The 17,774-nt window shown below is 39.6% G+C and carries 14 protein-coding genes and 1 pseudogene; 4 read left to right on the forward strand and 11 right to left on the reverse strand.

Annotated elements, in window-relative coordinates; genetic code table 11:
- Positions 1–84: 84 nt before the first annotated feature.
- Complete coding sequence (locus JFU56_RS03895; RefSeq protein ID WP_198435980.1) at positions 85–1,014, forward strand: hypothetical protein; 930 nt, start codon at positions 85–87, stop codon at positions 1,012–1,014.
- A 27-nt stretch (positions 1,015–1,041) separates the two neighbouring features.
- Positions 1,042–1,464, forward strand: a complete 423-nt coding sequence (locus JFU56_RS03900; RefSeq protein WP_198435981.1) for a hypothetical protein — start codon at positions 1,042–1,044, stop codon at positions 1,462–1,464.
- Positions 1,465–2,054: 590 nt separating this feature from the next.
- On the opposite strand, the gene JFU56_RS03905 is transcribed toward JFU56_RS03900, so the two are convergent.
- From JFU56_RS03905 to JFU56_RS03920, 4 genes are read right to left on the reverse strand one after another with little or no spacing between them, the layout of a single operon-like run.
- Positions 2,055–2,513 (reverse strand): hypothetical protein, encoded by a 459-nt coding sequence (locus JFU56_RS03905; protein ID WP_198435982.1) that lies wholly within the window; start codon positions 2,511–2,513, stop codon positions 2,055–2,057.
- Positions 2,497–4,503, reverse strand: a complete 2,007-nt coding sequence (locus JFU56_RS03910; protein ID WP_198435983.1) for a hypothetical protein — start codon at positions 4,501–4,503, stop codon at positions 2,497–2,499. The genes JFU56_RS03905 and JFU56_RS03910 overlap by 17 nt, the downstream gene beginning before the upstream one ends.
- Positions 4,504–4,506: 3 nt before the next feature.
- A complete protein-coding gene (locus tag JFU56_RS03915; protein ID WP_198435984.1) occupies positions 4,507–6,393 on the reverse strand; it encodes a hypothetical protein in 1,887 nt (628 codons plus the stop codon).
- Positions 6,390–7,985, reverse strand: a complete 1,596-nt coding sequence (locus JFU56_RS03920; protein ID WP_198435985.1) for a site-specific integrase — start codon at positions 7,983–7,985, stop codon at positions 6,390–6,392. Before JFU56_RS03920 ends, JFU56_RS03915 begins: the two co-directional genes overlap by 4 nt.
- Before the next feature lie 93 nt (positions 7,986–8,078).
- On the opposite strand from JFU56_RS03920, the pseudogene JFU56_RS03925 reads away from it, so the two are divergent.
- A pseudogene (locus JFU56_RS03925) lies at positions 8,079–9,164 on the forward strand (MFS transporter); the annotation flags it as partial.
- Between the two features lie 35 nt (positions 9,165–9,199).
- Here JFU56_RS03925 and JFU56_RS03930 read toward each other — a convergent pair.
- Entirely contained in the window at positions 9,200–10,108 is a 909-nt protein-coding gene (locus JFU56_RS03930) for a LysR family transcriptional regulator (RefSeq protein ID WP_198435986.1), read from the reverse strand.
- A 131-nt stretch (positions 10,109–10,239) separates the two neighbouring features.
- On the opposite strand from JFU56_RS03930, the gene JFU56_RS03935 reads away from it, so the two are divergent.
- Complete coding sequence (locus JFU56_RS03935; RefSeq protein WP_198435987.1) at positions 10,240–10,686, forward strand: PACE efflux transporter; 447 nt, start codon at positions 10,240–10,242, stop codon at positions 10,684–10,686.
- A 108-nt stretch (positions 10,687–10,794) separates the two neighbouring features.
- Here JFU56_RS03935 and JFU56_RS03940 read toward each other — a convergent pair whose 3' ends face one another.
- From JFU56_RS03940 to JFU56_RS03965, 6 genes are all read right to left on the reverse strand, one after another.
- On the reverse strand, positions 10,795–12,378 hold the full coding sequence (locus tag JFU56_RS03940; protein WP_198436408.1) for an ABC-F family ATPase: 1,584 nt from the start codon (positions 12,376–12,378) through the stop codon (positions 10,795–10,797).
- Between the two features lie 228 nt (positions 12,379–12,606).
- On the reverse strand, positions 12,607–13,251 hold the full coding sequence (locus JFU56_RS03945; protein ID WP_198435988.1) for a LysE family translocator: 645 nt from the start codon (positions 13,249–13,251) through the stop codon (positions 12,607–12,609).
- 206 nt (positions 13,252–13,457) lie between these two features.
- Positions 13,458–14,360, reverse strand: a complete 903-nt coding sequence (locus tag JFU56_RS03950) for a LysR family transcriptional regulator (protein ID WP_198435989.1) — start codon at positions 14,358–14,360, stop codon at positions 13,458–13,460.
- A gap of 135 nt (positions 14,361–14,495) precedes the next feature.
- Positions 14,496–15,209 (reverse strand): lactate utilization protein C, encoded by a 714-nt coding sequence (locus JFU56_RS03955; RefSeq protein ID WP_198435990.1) that lies wholly within the window; start codon positions 15,207–15,209, stop codon positions 14,496–14,498.
- A gap of 2 nt (positions 15,210–15,211) precedes the next feature.
- Positions 15,212–16,687 carry a LutB/LldF family L-lactate oxidation iron-sulfur protein gene (locus tag JFU56_RS03960; protein WP_198435991.1) on the reverse strand — a complete coding sequence of 492 codons (1,476 nt, stop codon included), beginning with the start codon at positions 16,685–16,687 and terminating at the stop codon, positions 15,212–15,214.
- A gap of 1 nt (position 16,688) precedes the next feature.
- Entirely contained in the window at positions 16,689–17,438 is a 750-nt protein-coding gene (locus tag JFU56_RS03965) for a (Fe-S)-binding protein (RefSeq protein ID WP_198435992.1), read from the reverse strand.
- Between the last annotated feature and the right edge of the window lie 336 nt (positions 17,439–17,774).

The raw sequence follows: 17,774 nt of genomic DNA on the forward strand, positions 1-17,774 counted from the left end.
GGTGCGATGGTTTCGGCTTGGTAGTAGCGTTGCTCACACCTTAATGCAGCGTTATATGCTCGTGCGCATCCATAGGTAGAGTTGATGAATTTAGAAAATAGAGTGTTGCCATACCTATCTTTAGGAACAGTTACTTTACTGTTTTTTATTTCAACTATTTTTATTCCTGAAGGTGATTTTAAGAATGTTCTTTTGTCAGTCGGAGCTAATGGAGTATTCTTTTTTATCGCTTACTTCTTCTACGATTTCGTTAGGCAGTTTATCCTAAAAAAAGAACTTCGATATATCCATCAACATATTAGACAACAAATATCATCTAGCATATTTAGCTATTTGTACTTCGTGAAAAAGATAGTTTATGGCTACAACCTTGATACGAATACAATTGAAAATATTATGGGTATAGCAAAATTAAAAAAAGGTGAAATCAAAAACCATGTAGCAAATCAAAGTTATTTGGGTTTTCAAATATTTAAATCCTCATCGGAAGTAAGAAGCTTATTTAATGAAATAGGTAAAGATAGTATTTTCTTAAAATTTTCATCCCATCTAGATTCCATAGGGTTATTAAAAATATCAAACAACTTAACGAAGCTTGAATTGATATATAAAAACCAAGAAAACTTTAAGGCATGTGCAGAGAAAGGAATTGAATTTAAAGTTGTGGATGGGAAGACACTAAATCCGGCTAATGACGATAAGCTATTACTAATGAAGTCTACAATCCATGACTCAAGGTTTGTTGTTTACGATAGTGGGTATTTTGAAAAGGACACTCGTGAGTTACTTTTAAATCGTTATGTTTTAAAACCAGAAGTAGCAGAATTCGTATCAGTTATAATGCAAGAGACTCTCATACTCATGTCAAACTGGTTGCCTCAGGAAAATGATGTTGTTTCTCCAAGTGGTATGTTTAGAGTCATAAAAGGTTTTTTTAGTGAAAGAACAGATATGAATAATAATGAAAATAACTTGTTTGTTGCTGATATAGTTGAATATAAAAAACGCATATAACAATCTGTTTAAAAAGGAATTCTTTCGATGCTAGATATTGTTTTTTCAGAATGGTTTAACTTTAAAGACTTTGAAGCTAAAGATGGAATTGAACAGCAAGGCACCTACATTATTGGTAAATTTGAAATTAAACCAAGTGAAAAAGTAGATTTTATTGATAATAATATAATTTATGTTGGTGAAACAACGCAGAAACTAAAAATAAGATTAAAGGCATTTTCTAATTCAGCCTTTAAGAGAAAAAATGGACATAGTGGTGGCTGGACTTTTTCATCCAAATATTTGGATAAAATCCCTGTTGATGAAATCCCTCACGACTTGTACTTGTCGATATATTCTCCAGAAGGAAATTCGGCACAGAAAAAGGCATTAGCTAAATTTGCAGAGCGTAAGGTTATCTTATCGTATTGCCTTGCGCATGGTAAGTATCCAAGTTGTAATAAGACATAACAAGTTACTGCACTCGGACAAATTACTCGCTTCGCCCATTCCCAATTTGCCGGTGAGCACGGCGTTAATCCCAACTTCGCTTTACTTTCAGTAATGCGAAAGGTCCTTATTGAAGCATAAGTTCTAAGCCATTCCTGTCCAAATGCCAGTTAGATAACAGTGTTTCTTAGTCATGTAGGTCGACAATTTATGACCTATTACGTGATAAATTGTAGACCTGTGAATAAATTAAGCTGAGACAGATAATTTTACTTAGTTTCACACTTAGTTTTGTGCGTTGCTTTAAACGAATGACTAATTTAGGTAACTCTGAATTGCCCTCAACAGGGAATCTTATAGACGTGATGTACGTACCATCTAGCTAACCTGCTTAGACTCCTTAATGTAACGATACAGTGTAGCTACCCCGACCCCAACCGCTCTAGAAGCCTCTTCTTTAGTCATCTTTGACGAACTGACTAATTCAATAGCTTAGGGGGTTCGTTCTAAGCCGTGTGACTAAATAAAGGCTTTAATTCATTAAAAACGATCAAACTATTTTGTCTTCTGACACTAATTTCACAAGAGTAAATCTAAAATACTGGTCAGTATTACTTTGCCACTACAACAGTATTATTTGTTTCTTGCAACTCTTGCTGCAATTCAAATACACGAAATAACAATCTAGAGTTTTCCGCTTCTAAATCTTTTCTCGCTTTAATCGCATTTTCTTTATCTATACGATATTTATCTTTTAGGGCAATACTCTTCCTTAATTCACTTTTTAGCTTATCAATTTCCGAAAGAGGTGTGTCGATTTCAATATTCAAACCTGTTGTCATCGCCTTGACTCGATTTAAGTTATATTCATCGATAATAGGTTTAGCATACTCAACAAGCTCTTTAAATTTATGAATATAGCTATTGCCGAGCTGCGCCTCTCGGTTGATGCGATTTAACGTAAGTTTACCTGTCGGTTTAACACTGAGAGGCTTGCCATCGAGCAAGCGTTGAAACGCATTCACTAAAAGCCCTTCAGCCTTACACGTTGCTTTAAATTCTATTTTCATGACCGTACACCTTAATTGCATCATTAAACTTTTCATAAGGAATTTTATGAGCATTAAGAGTGGGTTCAATGCTTTGAATCTTCACCTTTTTTGCATCTAAAATCAGTTCATCTGTATAATCACCCATATCGTTGACAACTTTAAATGATGCGATGAGTTTATCCCTTTCTTTGGATAATCTTTTAGCAGCTTTGTCGGTGATAACCTTGTGCTCGCACGGCGCTTCTACGATATCCATCAGTGAACACAACCGCTCACAATTACGGTTGGTGCAATAACCACCTGTTGGCAGTCTCACTATGGATTTATCTCCTGATTTAACTAACGCTTCAAGCTCACTTCGAGTCATCAAAACTTGCTCACCATGTCTTAAGCACTCTTGCTTTTCCTTACTAATACGCTCCCCCTCTTTACCACTAAGTGTCTCAGACTCGTTATAAATATCATCAAATGCATCTACAACCGACTCGTGGATAAGTTCATCAAACATACCCATTAACTCTTTATCCATAAGCAAATCTCGGGTGCGATTGAGTTCAGAGTAGTTTGCATACCACTTAGACATATTGACGTTGCCATGTTTGAGTTGATATTTAACCGTCAAATAATTACCAAGCCGATTCTGCACCATAAAAACAACAAAGCTGCGTCTTAAATCATGTGGGGATAATTTTGGTAGCCCACTACCAACCTTTAAATCACCAGCTCTACTTGGGTTTAATAAGTCAAATTGCGCAACATCTTCTTCGGTGGCAATAATATTAAATTCTTTAAGGTTCAATTCGTGAATTGAACTAAGCTTGAAGTTTTTTTTAGCCTGTAATTCAGATGAGGAAAATGGAATATCAGCGGCAATGAAAGAACTGCTAAGCTCTTGAACTTTAAAGTCGTATTTATCTTTTGTTAATTGACCCGATTGAAAGCCTTGCTCTACTTTATTTAAAGCGTATTGGCGAGTAGCCTTTGTAGCATCATAAGCTAGCCCCAATGCCATTTTACTTATCGGAGCAGTATTCCAAGTGGTATAGATTTTATTACCATGTTCTTTCTTTGTGGTGAACCCTGATACCTTGGACACTCCTGACTGAGTAACGCTATAACTATCCTTGTTCATGGTCATTAGCTCATTCTGCCTTGCAGCAGAAAATAAGCCAACACACATAAAACATTTTTTAAGTAAAGCGACTAACCAATGTCCTTGCCTGTTCACCTTAAAGCAAGGAAGAGCCTTTTGAAGTTCGCGTACCGCTGCCCAACGGTAGATGTCACGGTTTGTTCTCCGTGTAAAGCAGGCACGTTGATTTACTGTCATCTCATCTATATGGTTGAGACTGAGAGTGTCTAATTCAACTTGGAGCATGTCATCTTGATAAGCGTAGACTTTTACCATGATATCTGAGATTTGATGACGATAAGGATAAAAAGTTTCTACAAATTCGATAGTTTGCTTAAGGATGCTAGCGTAAATTGCTTCAGGTAAAGCGATAGCTTGACCATCTCCTGCGCCATTTTTAATCCATTTTACACTATCTTCTTGAGAGACATACCGGCTTATTAATTCTATCTTATTCAATATATTAACACTCCTAGCAAGATTATTACATGTATTTTCAGCCCCATACCCTTCCAGTTTTTTTGAACATTTTTTCCATTCTCGTTCATTAGATAATAAGCTGAAATCACTGTTACCCCAACGTGTTGCGATTACAGTAAGACTTTTTCTATGCTCAAGTAATGTCCCTACGGCGCAATGCTCGCCACTTGATGAATGCTCTTTTTGCCACTCTACCAGTGCATACAAGTAAGATTGGATGTTTTGGCGGTGTTTATCATCAATATGGCCAAAATTGATTTCGGTTGTATTCTGTTTTTTTGCGTGAAAATCCCATGTTAAATCAAATACACGGGATACACCTTGATCGTCTGAGTTAAATGTCACATATGGATTTTCAGCAAGGTCTTGATTGAGTTGCATCAGTATTTTAGACATGGTTTACTCCTTAAAGAATTGATCTACAATCGCTACATCTTGATATAGTGGGTGAAACTCACCACTATCGACTTTAATTTTTGCTGACGCATAGTTTTTAGGTGCTTTCTTATTTAGGCGGATAAGCACTTTTTGGAGCGTGGTTTCTACCATGAAATATTCATCTTTGGGTGCTGAATTACCTGCTACCATATTTTTTAAATCACTAATCCCTTCTGAAAATGAAAGCATTAGCCAAATATCATTTTCTGACGCGACCAATTTGTGACTGGGGCAATCAAAACAACCCATGAAGTCAATACAGCGCCCAGTATCTTTTGAGAAGTCGATACCTAGTTGCTTCATACGCCTTGCTTCCGCATCCAGCTTTTCAGGTGTCGCACCTTGACATCGAACACCACAGGGGGTTTTCATGAGCGGTCTATTGTCGCCACGAGCCCCTTGTAGACGCTGTTTATAGTCGTAATCACTTAGAATATCGCTGTGCATGACCTTTGCATTTTCAACTGCTTTAGTAATCGTTTCGCCTTTAGCTACCGACATTTGAGCAGAAAATGTAGCATTAAGATTGCTGTCATGGTCAGACTGAACGCCGCTTGAATAAGATTTAGCAACCAAATTAACGGTATTATTAAGCCCCTCAGACACCAAAAAGATATCTTCGGTGACTCGCATCAAGGTATCTGATTTTGTAGCTCTAAAACGCATTGTATTAACCTTCACTCCCGTTACTTTTACAAGCTGCTTATTGAGGCTTGCAAGACTACTCCCGCAATAATCCACCGTAAACACATTGCCTTTAGTATCAAAATAGGGGCAGAGTGGATGTGTTTTTGAATAAGCAATACCAAGTTCTTGATACATTATCTTTGATGTTTTAACCCAAGCACTAATTAGTGCTTTGGTGCGCTTACTGAAACCTGCTTTATTATCTATTTCTTTATCATTAGCTCTGTGTTTTACAGAATCAAAAACATATCGACCACTACCAATGTCTTTAAATTTCACATCGGCAAAAGTAACAGAGGCGAGAGGAGTTTTATTCATTCCTGTTAGCATGGAAAAAACAAAGAACCAATTTCGGGAGGCATGATTAAAAAACACTATCTTATTTAACTTCTCAGACGGTATTTGTGCTTTTTTTTCAAACCGGGATTTCATGCAGCTTTTGAAACCTGATCTCGCCGATGCTATCTTAAGATTTGACCACCCCTTGCCTTTAACAACTTCAGCAAAAGCGACCTCATCATAAAAAGGGTGAGTATCAAGAAACTCACCTTTTTCAATGGCCTCTTTAAAAGCGACCGCGCCTTTTATCAAAACAGTTGAAATGTGCTTTAATTCATTCTCAACGTGGAAAGCTTGTCCAGTTAATGGGCTAGCTACCTTTACTGATGGCAAGGCATAGCCATCAGCGTCTCTGCCCCATTGACGGAGTAGGTAAGTTAAAGTTCTCCGAATAAATTGTGATCTTGATATCTCCTGACCTTTTTCTTTCTGTGAGTTATAGTGTCGAATGCAGCCTTTCATAACATTATTATCAAAAATGTCACCTTGAAACTGAATGTTATCGATATATCTAAAATAGCTAACAAGCCCATTAAATATACTATTCATTGTTTTAGAGTTACCTAACGTCTGCACAGCTTCATAAATGGCTCTAACAACGATATCTCGATTGGCAAGCGTTTGAGCTTGAGTGGCGATTTGTTTAACTGTAGGTACATTAAAATAGCGCAAACGCTTGAAATATACATTCAATCCTTTGCCATCATTTAGCACCATATTTTCAATATGCAGCACCTTTGGAGAGGTAGCTTTTTTCTCTATGGAGACCTTAGTGCGCTTCCGACCTTTTTTACCAATACGCTTATCTTCATCTTGGCTCATTTCAAATCCTCCAATGAATCAAATGCACCAATATAATCAAGCACATCTTCGTAAATTTCATCAGCAGACGGGATATCTTGAGCAATTTTCAAATATAGCATCGTCGTACTAATATTTTCATGTCCAAGCAATGCTGAGACTCTATCGAGCGCATCATCAGGTGTAATAACGGGATTACCGTGTTCATCCTTTTTATTGAGCAAATGACGGAAAATATTTACCGCAAATGTAGATCTGAGATTATGAAGAGAACCAGCGATAGGGTGCTCTAATCCTTTTGAAAAATTTGCCGTATTACGCACCTCAACCCAACGGCTAGTAAAGTCTTGCAGCCGTGTAAACATCGGTTTTCCCGACTGAGTGATAAATAAATAATCAAGGTTTGGATTGATCGCATCATCACCTTCAAACCAATGAGTATGATCTTGTTCTGCTTGTTCCTTGCACCACGCTTTGAATTTCTTTAAACGTTTTTTATATCTATCCGACTGTGTGTACTCATAAAGCATTTGCATCATTAAGGCTGGAATAATGGTAACTCGACTTTTATTTTTTTCAGCATTCCCCTGAGCTGTTTTAGTAAGAGAGCCATACTTATCACCGACACCCAAATCTAGAACTAGCTTTTTAAAGACCTCTTTGCCGTCTACAATCTGAGTTTCAGGTTTGACAACTTGCCCTAAATGGAGACTAGCCGCCTCCTCTCGGCGTAAGCCCGTATTGCGGCATATCATCGGATGCAAGCAAAACTCAATAGGAAGAGAGTGCAATTTATTATCGTCGCCGTGACGGATAACCCTGCGCGATTTCATCAAAATATTTTGTAAAATTTTCCATTCACCATCCATAAAAGGCTTAAGGTCACGACGAAGATGACTGAGCTTTGTACCACCACTGCGAGAAGGTTTGGCAAACTTAATCCGCATATCAGTGGTATGAACTTGCTTAGAGTGATAAGCCTTCATGCTAGAAGCTGAACCTTCAAAATGAATTGATATGATTTCAAACTGGAATGGAGGATTGTTAAAGCGAATACCTTGTCTTAATAAATGTTTATAGAAACCAACAACACTGCTCATGTATTGACGAACAGTTGTTTTTGCTAATACGCCATCAGTCGCTAACTGTTTCATACCGTCACGATACTGATAAGTTAACTTATCGAATTTATTACGTGGAAAGTAGTTCCAAGCGGGGCGAGGGGCATCGTATAGTGGGTCAAAATCAGCTTCATCATATTCTGCGTCCCAAGCTGCTTGCTTGTCTAAAATAAAGGTGAAATAGTGAGCGAGACCTTGAGCATCGGTTGCCAACTCAAGTACACCATCATCAATAGTTTTAGCCATTAAAAATTCATTCACCTCATCCAATGAGGTGTAGCTGATTAACTTATTAGTATCGTCATACTCAGCGACATAGAGTAAAGAGAGCTTCTTGATAGTGGTACGCTTACCATTGTCTCGATATTTAACTTGAGGCTCACCATTATCATCAATATAAACGAGAGGTTTCTGGTACGTATAATTAGGTATTATTGAGATCTCCACCTCAAATCGATTAAGCGCCTTATTTGTATTTGATTCAACTGACATAGTAATCTCACGTATATAACTGTATATTTAAACAGTACAGGTATATTCTCATGTTATAAAGTTATTTGTGAAGATTTATTTTATCAGTTAATTATTGTAAACAACTTTGCGATCGAGAATGCCGCGTTTACTGGCGCCGAAATAGGCACGCTACAATCAATTCGAGAAATACCCGGGTTACTGGCTTTCACTGCCGCGTTTGTATTACTGATATTAACCGAGCAGGTATTTGCAATTATCGCCTTATCGTTACTCTGTATTGGTGTAGCCATAACCGGATTTTTCCCGTCGGTGTATGGCTTGTATGCCACGACGGTGCTGATGTCTGTGGGTTTTCATTATTACGAAACCATCAACCAATCGTTAAGCCTGCAATGGTTTAGTAAAGCCGAAGCACCTGCACAGCTAGGCCGTCTGCTCGCGATTAAATCTTTTGCCGCCCTCTTTACCTTTGCGGGTATCTGGCTCGCATTTACGGTGTTTGAAGCCGATTACATTACTGTTTACATGATCTGTGGTCTACTCGGTTTAGCGATCACAGCATGGTTAGCGACACATAAACCAGAAGTCAGCCATGTCGAAGTACAACACAAAAAACTGATTTTACGTAAGCGCTATAGCTTGTATTATTTACTGACATTTTTGTCTGGTGCGCGTCGTCAAATCTTTGTCGTATTCGCCGGCTTCTTAATGGTGGAGAAGTTTGGTTACGGCGTTGCAGAGATAACGACCTTATTCATGCTTAACCATGTCATCAATCTGTATTTAGGGCCTAAAATTGGCGCTTGGATTGGCCGTGTCGGTGAGCGGCGCGCGTTAACCATTGAATACACAGGTCTTATCTGTGTCTTTGTTGGTTATGCCTTAGTGGAGTCAGCCGAGTGGGCAGCAGTACTGTATGTCGTTGACCACCTGTTCTTTGCCATGGCTATTGCGCTTAAAACCTACTTCCAAAAGATTGCCGACCCGAAAGATATTGCCGGCAGCATGGGCGTAAGTTTCTCGATTAATCATATTGCTGCTGTGGTTATTCCGGTTATCTTCGGCTTGATCTGGTTATATGATCCGTCGTTAGTGTTTTACGCAGGTGCCGCTATTGCTTGCTTATCTTTAATACTAAGCCGTTTTGTACCCGTGACGTACAAATCAGAATCAAGCGTGAACGATAACGCAGTTTGATGATGAGTAACGGCAACTAACGCTACAACACGTTCTCATTTATCTCTTAATTCCCAGCGTTCATCAATAAAACGATAACGCTGTAACAACTCAATCAAGCTTTCTAATACAGGTCCTCCAGCATGACTTCGAGAGACTAAGCAGCCAACAGAAGTTAACCAGCCATGATATTCGTGAGCAACAGGTAAAGAGATTATTTTACCTTGGTTAATACTCTCTTTTACTCGCAGTTCTGGGACATTAGCCCAGCCAATGCCTTGCTGTACGAGTCCTACAAGTATTTGATGCGTATTAGCATACCAAGTCATGGCACTAATGCCGTAGCTAAACCAAAGTTCTTTCTGTTTGGCACTGCGATGCACACATTGACGGTATCTTTTTAAATCAGCATCTTGAACTATAGATAGTCGAGTTAACTCATGCTCGGGCGATGAGATTGTGAGAAAGCGAGCTTGACCAAGAAGAAAGAAATCCATATCCACTTTCAATTCGCCATCAGCGTAAACGATCCCAAGTTGGACTTGTCCAGAGCGAACTAATTCTTCAATATCAAACGTTGAAGCGGTGATTATTTCAAAATTAGTGATCGGAAACTGGTTTGCTAGCGGTGCCAGTATTTGTAAAAAATCATCACTAATTAAACTCTCATCGATCGCAATCACCAGCTCATGCTCATACTCTTTGGCCAAAGCCTCGACCTTCTGATCAAAGTATTTCTGTTGATGCAGTAATGATTTAGCAATCGGTAGTAGTGCTTTGCCGTTTTCAGTTAACGCCGGCGTATTTTTTTCACGATTAAATAGTGGCTGATTGATTGCGATTTCTAGATTTGAAATCGCTTGGCTTACGCCTGACTGTGCACGTTTCAATTTACGTGCCGCTGCCGAAAAGGATCCACTTTCACATACAGTAACAAAAACCTTTAACTGCTCAAAGCTATACATAGCAACTCGATGACTGAAGATATTTGACTTAGGCTATCACGATTCGTGATAGCTGTTAACTTTATCTATTCATTTCCCCTGCCATAATTGCCACTTAATTATGTGTTAACAATGTTTTATTGGAGAGATTTATGAGTACGTTAGAAAGAGTTTTTCATGCCGCGTTATTTGAAGTATTGGCTTTGATCCTATCAATCACAGGTTTGGCTGTATTTACAGATCACGATATTAACTCACTATCAGGAACAATGCTCGTTATCGCAACCATCGCGATGATATGGAACTATTGCTTCAATTGGTTCTTTGACCGCTTTGCTAAGGGAGACAGAGATAAACGCTCATTTTCACTGCGCATAGTGCACGTTATTTTATTTGAGGCTGGCTTGTTGTTTTTCACCATTCCCGTCATGGCTTATCTTTTAGAAGTGAGTCTTTGGCAAGCCTTTGTCATGGATCTCGGCGTTACCATTTTTATTACTATTTATGCGTTTATGTTCAATTTAACTTACGATCACATCAGGATATTTGTACAACAAAATCGTCATATTAAAACTCAAATTAATTCGCCTTATAACTAATATATAGCCAGGCACAAAAAAGGGCCATCACATTATATGATGGCCCTTCTATTTTTACTCAGTCATTCACTCACTGAAAACAAGCACCGATTACTCGGCTAATGCTTATTATTTGCTTGCGAGGTATTCTTCATAAGTACCGTCAAAATCAACGATACCGTTTGGCGTGATATCCCAGATACGAGTCGCAACTGTAGATACGAACTCACGGTCATGAGAGATGAACAGTAATGTACCTTCATATTTCTCAAGAGACATGTTCAATGCTTCGATTGATTCCATATCCATGTGGTTTGTTGGTTCATCCATTAACAATACATTAGGACGTTGCATCATCAATTTACCGTAAAGCATACGACCTTTTTCACCACCAGATAACACACTTACTTTCTTGCTAATGTCATCATTAGAGAATAGTAAACGACCTAGGAAACCACGAACAGTTTGATCGTCATCGCCTTTTTCTTTCCACTGGTTCATCCACTCCATTAGCGTTAGATCTTCTTCGAAGTATGATTCGTGATCCTGAGCATAATAAGCGATGTTTACGTTTTCAGACCATTTGTACTCACCCGCATCTGGAGTAAGTTCGTCTGCTAACATACGCATTAATGTCGTTTTACCAACACCATTGGTACCGATAATTGCGATACGTTCACCAACTTCAACCATACTCTTGAAGTTAGAGAATAACGGACCTTCATCAAAGCCTTTTGTTAAACCTTGAATTTCTAGTGCATTACGGTAAAGCTGTTTTTCTTGCTCGAAACGAATAAATGGCGTTTGACGGCTAGATACTTTAACTTCATCAAGCTCAATTTTATCAAGACGTTTAGCACGTGATGATGCTTGTTTTGCTTTTGATGCGTTTGCAGAGAAACGCGCAACGAATGCTTTAAGCTCCGTAATTTGCGCTTCTTTTTTCGAGTTGCTTGTTAGTAGTTGTTCACGTGCTAGTGCAGCAGCAAACATGTAGTCATCATAGTTACCAGGGTAAACGCGTAGTTCACCGAAATCTAGGTCAGCCATGTGAGTACAAACACTGTTTAAGAAATGACGGTCATGCGAAATGATTACCATTGTGCTTTGACGTGCGTTTAGTGTTTCTTCTAACCAGTCAATCGTTGCGATATCCAAGTTATTCGTTGGTTCGTCAAGTAGTAAGATATCTGGATCAGAGAATAGTGCTTGTGCTAGTAGTACACGCAGTTTCCAACCTGGAGCAACTTCGCTCATTAGGCCATAATGTAGTTCTACTGGGATACCAACACCGATTAATAGTTCACCCGCACGAGATTCAGCTGTGTAGCCGTCCATCTCTGCAAATTCACTTTCTAGATCGCCAACACGCATACCATCTGCTTCAGACATATCTGGGTTAGCATAAATTGCGTCGCGTTCTTCTTTCACAGTCCACATTTCTGCGTGGCCCATGATCACAGTATCAATTACCGTGTTAGTTTCGAATGCGAATTGATCCTGACGTAATTTACCAAGGCGTTCGTTCTCATCAAGTTTCACATTACCAGAGCTTTGATCTAAATCGCCACCTAGGATTTTCATGAATGTTGATTTACCACAACCGTTAGCACCGATTAAACCGTAACGGTTACCGCCACCAAATTTTACTGAGATATTTTCAAAAAGTGGCTTGGCACCGAACTGCATTGTAATATTTGCTGTGCTAATGATAGGGAACGCTCCTGTCCAGAAAATGGACTAAAATATAGATTACTGAATTTTAAGTTGGCGGAGTATATCACCTAATGTGATGTAAATCACGTAGTCTGATTAGTAAAAAGAAGTGAATAACTGAAAATATTACTTTGGGGCTTATTTGACGAATGAACTGACTGCATCCTTGCAATCTAAGCAGTGTTTTTAACTGCTTTTTGGTAAATCGCTATTTATATGAGGGCGCTAAACGACCGCAGTTGGTACTTGCGAGAATAATAACCATGCGCCAAGTAATACAAACACTGAGCCCATAATCTTATGCTGATAGATATGAAAGCGTTCGTTGGTTAATAATGATTTACCTAATGTGCCTACAGTAACCACTAGCAATAAGTTAAACAATAAGCCTAGTATATTAAGTAGTAAGCCTAGCGCTAACATCTGCTCGCCAGATGACGTCTCGATATTTGATGACACAAACTGCGGTAAAAACAGAACAAAGAATAACAATGCTTTTGGATTTAATAGATTGCTGAATACCGCTTTACGATACAATGAACGCGCCATTTTACTGGTTTGATTTACTTCTGGTGCCACAACCGAACTAGTGCGTAAACAATCCCAACCCATTTTTAATAAATACAAACCACCCAAGAAATGCAGCGCTTTAAGGGCTATCGGGCTCATGGCGATCATCGCAGAAACACCCATCGCCGCTAATAACGTCAAGATAATACCTGATGTTGCGTTACCTAAGCTGGCAAATAATCCTACCTTGCGGCCATAACTTAAGCTTGAGCTGGCAATCAACAACATATCAGGGCCTGGAATAAGTAATAACGCTACAACAGCAGTTAAATAGACGGGTAAAATAGAGAAATCAATCATGAAGGGTTCGCATTACAAAAAAAGGAACTGGATTGTAATACAATTATTAATATAATCACCTACTTTTTAATCTAAAAGTGAAATCAATAACCACTTAACAGGCTGGAGTTAAAACATCGCGCTACATTAATGAAAAAATAACGCGTGATGAGCCATTCATAAGTGATAAGTCATTTACATCAGCAGTGATTAAAGTGAAGCAGCAGTTAAAAGTTTTCTTTCATTTCCAAATAACAAGTACGGATATGCTCAATCAACAGCTGCACTTTTTTCGCTGGTTTCCGGGTGTACGGATACACAGCATAAATACCGATCACCTTCGCTGTTTGTTGTGATAACACTTCCACCAGCTTGCCGCTATCTAGTTCATTATAAACCAGGCACTTTGGCAGATAGGCTAAGCCCTTCCCTGCTAATGCAGCTTGTTTTAACGCCACCGCATTATTGGAACTAAAGTTACCCGATACTTTGACATTGTAAGGCGCGTCATCATGGGTAAATAACCAATTGAATGCGCCGCTGGTTTGGCAAGTATAACCGAGGCAATTGTATGGTGCGAGTTGCTCAGGGAACTGTGGTTCGCCTTGTTGAGCTAAGTATTCAGGGCTCGCACAAATCATCCAACGCGAGTTAAAGATATGACGAGCAATCAAACTTGAATCTTCTAAATGACCAGTACGGATCACCAAATCATAACCATCGGCAACCAAATCGACGAAGTCATTATTCATCGACATGTCGACGGTCAGCCCCGGATGCTTTTCACAAAACTCAGACACCGCCCTCGCTAATAAAAGCTCACCCGAGATAGTGGGTACTGACATTTTTATATGGCCAGCTAAGGTTTCGCTGTAACTGGTCACGGTATCAAAGGCATTTTTGGCCGTTTGTGCAATGCCTTTAGCCCGATAGAACAACATTTCACCGGCTTCAGTTAATGTCAGTTTACGGGTAGTCCGAAAGATGAGCTGCACACCTAAGTCTTCTTCTAACCGGCTGATACGTTTACTCACCACGGACTTAGTGACTTTGTTCGCCTGTGCAACTTTGCTAAACGAACCTTGTTCTATCACTTGGGTAAATAACACTAAATCATCAATTTGCGGCATGCAGTTCTCGGTTAATTTTTTTGGGGGGTATTGTTTAATTATATACTGAATTTATCAAATATAACGAGGCTAGATCGCAATGCAGCATTCACACCTAACACAACCTCGTCAATTTACTACTTATTACTGAGTGGGTTACATATCAGCAATCACAACATATGCGGCATGAATCGGACCATGCACACCCACCACCTTGATTAACTCGATATCAGCTGTTGAGCTAGGGCCTGAGATAAAGTTAACACAAGACGGTAAACGCTCACCTGTTTGGGCTTTATCATGCAGCACTTTAGCAGCCTGGGTAATACGCGGTACAATTTGGCTTTGTGGTACCAAGAATATCGATGTTTCAGGTAATAGACTGATCGAGCGGCCATGCGATGCAGCGCTATGCAATACCATGGTGCCCGACTCTGCTAACGCTTGCTCAGCGAAGACAATACCGACTTTAGCTTGCTCTGCTTGTTTAATATTAACAGCTTGAGCCTGGTCAACATCCCAAGTATAGACATCATCAAACTGCAATTTCAAGCTATTAGCAACGCCGAGTTCAACTAGGCGGTTATCACCTGAGACGACAATTTTACCAGCGCGGAAGCCAGTACAGATACTAATTAAGGTTTCATGTAATTCAGCTTTATTACAGCTCACGCCTAACGAGTTTAAATTGGTTTTAGTAAACTCTAAAAATGCATCAGCAAGTTGCTGTTGGCTAAACCCCGCCATCACATCATGGTGCGGGTTATGCGGTAATGGCGGACGAATAACGCCTTGCGTATTAAGTTCACGACCCAGTTTAGATGCCAATGAACCCAAAAAACTATCGCGATTATGTATCTTACCTTGCATGATTATTTCTCAACCTTGTTAGAGTTAGGGTTAACGATACCTGTAACTGTGTCTGAAACAGAAGTAGCAGCATCACGATTAGCAAACCAACTGCGGAATGACTCGCCATCAGGTTGCGGTAGGTCACGGGCTTCAGTCCATTCAGCAACTGCGCCAACATTAATCGGTAACTTGCCATCTTTAATCACTTTCGGCGCAACTTTACCGCCCACCTTCATCGCCATGTTCCACAACTTAGGGCTTGAATTAAGATAGTTAAATGCCGATACCGTCATACGTTCCGCCAAAGGTGTGATCTTTTTAATCACCATTTTTTCACGGTGTTTTAAAATTAAATCTGATAGTGGGATCTTAACCGGACAGACATCATTACACCCTTGGCATAACGAACAGGCATACGGTAAATCCTGGAAGTCATCATAACCACCCAGCAGTGGTGACAATACCGCTCCAATTGGACCGGAGTAGATAGAACCGTAAGACTGGCCCCCAATATGGCGATAAGCAGGACACGTATTCACGCAGGCTGCGCAACGGATACAACGTAAGATGTCTTTAAATTCTGAGGCTAGAATGTCTGAACGACCGTTATCTAAGATCACTAAATGAAACTCTTCAGCGCCATCCATATCATTGGCTTCACGTGGACCGGTAATTGCGGTGACATAGCCTGTTAATGGCAAGCCAACCGCACTACGACACAACAAACTGACCATAATATCGAGCTCTTCAAATGTCGGAACAATACGCTCCATCCCCATTACGGCGATATGCGTTTTTGGCAATGAAGTCGCTAATCGTGCATTACCTTCATTGGTCACTAAGCTAATTGAACCTGACTCGGCAACCGCAAAGTTACAGCCGGTAATACCAATATCTGCTTCGATAAAATCATGACGAATGTGTTCACGGACAAAGCGCGTCATTTCTTCCGGATCAGAGCTACCTTTATAACCAATCTTATCTTCGAATACATCACGGATCTGTTCACGGTTTTTGTGCAGCGCAGGCACCACGATATGTGACGGCGGATCACAATCATCAACTTGTAAAATGTACTCACCTAAATCGGTTTCAATCACTTCGCAGTTGTTACGTTGAATAACGGCGTTCAAACCGATCTCTTCGGTTACCATGGATTTAGATTTAACGACTTTTTTAGCGTCTTTTTCTTTGATGATATTTTCAATATAGTCTGTCGCTTGTTGCGCAGTTTCGGCAAAGAAAACATGACCGCCCGTCTTTTGCACGTTTTCACTTAACTGATGTAAGTAATAATCAAGGTTGTCTAATACATGGTTACGGATCTCCATGCCATTTTCACGCCACTCGTCCCAGTTACCGAGTTTGTCGGCCGCTAATTGACGATTAGTGAACATACGCTCTTGGGCATTCGCCACTGATTTACGCATAAAGCTATCTTGCATTTGATCTTTAATACGCTGTTTAAAGATCACATCACTGGTTTTCATCGACATATTAGTTAACCTCCACGGTAAGGCTATCAACAACATTGCTCATTAGCACATCAACAATATGTAGCACTTTGACTGTTTTACCTTCACGCGATAAACGTCCGGCGATGTTCATTAGACAACTCACATCTGCACCAATTAAATAATCAGGTGTGACAGCAGTAATATTGGCTGCTTTTTCTTTTACCATTTCGCCAGATATTTCGGCCATTTTGATTGAGAAGGTACCGCCAAAGCCACAGCAGGTTTCTTGATTTTTAATACCGACTAATTCTAGCCCTTCTACATTACTCAATAATTTAAGTGGCTCCTCACGCACACCTAATTTACGGATAAGACTGCAAGAAGGGTGGTAGACACCGCGGCCTGGTAATTTAGCGCCAACATTTTCTATATTCAGCTCGTTAACAATAAACTGGGTTAACTCGAACAAACGATCCGATACCGCTTGCGCACGCGCAACCCATTCTGGCTCATCAGCCAAATACTCTGGGTATTTCTTTACCGCTGCCGCACATGAACCCGCTGGCGTTACGATTGGATAGTCATTACCTTCAAAAGCACGGATTAGTGATTTCATCGCTGGCTTGCTTGATTCGATATACCCGCTATTTAATGACGGTTGACCACAGCAGCCTTGCTCTTTCGGGAATATTACTTCGCAGCCTAACTGTTCTAGTAATAGCACTGTTTTTTTAGCTACGTTCGATTTAACGACGTCACATAGACAGGTTACAAAAAAATTAACTTTCATCATCTCACCTTGCTCACCGAGCTTATTTTTTTGGGCATGATATAAGTAAGCATGGTAAAAAACGAACGTGATTAGCACCCATAAATATGTCAATTGGCTATGCGGTGTGATCTTAACTTTTTGTTAGAAATAACAATTTAATTTAAAACAATGGGTTATATTTTTATATAGCTAGAAAGTGAGGTGTCATTAGATCAAATATGGAAACAATGAAGTTCGACATTAATAGTAATGTCGCTATTTTTGGTTTAGTGCAATTAGTCAGCAGTTATTGAGCTTAATACCATACTAAAAATAATGTTCAACAGAATGCTAAACCGAGTACTTAAAGAAAGT

This window comes from Moritella sp. F3, from assembly GCF_015082335.1.
Taxonomy (GTDB): Bacteria; Pseudomonadota; Gammaproteobacteria; order Enterobacterales; family Moritellaceae; genus Moritella.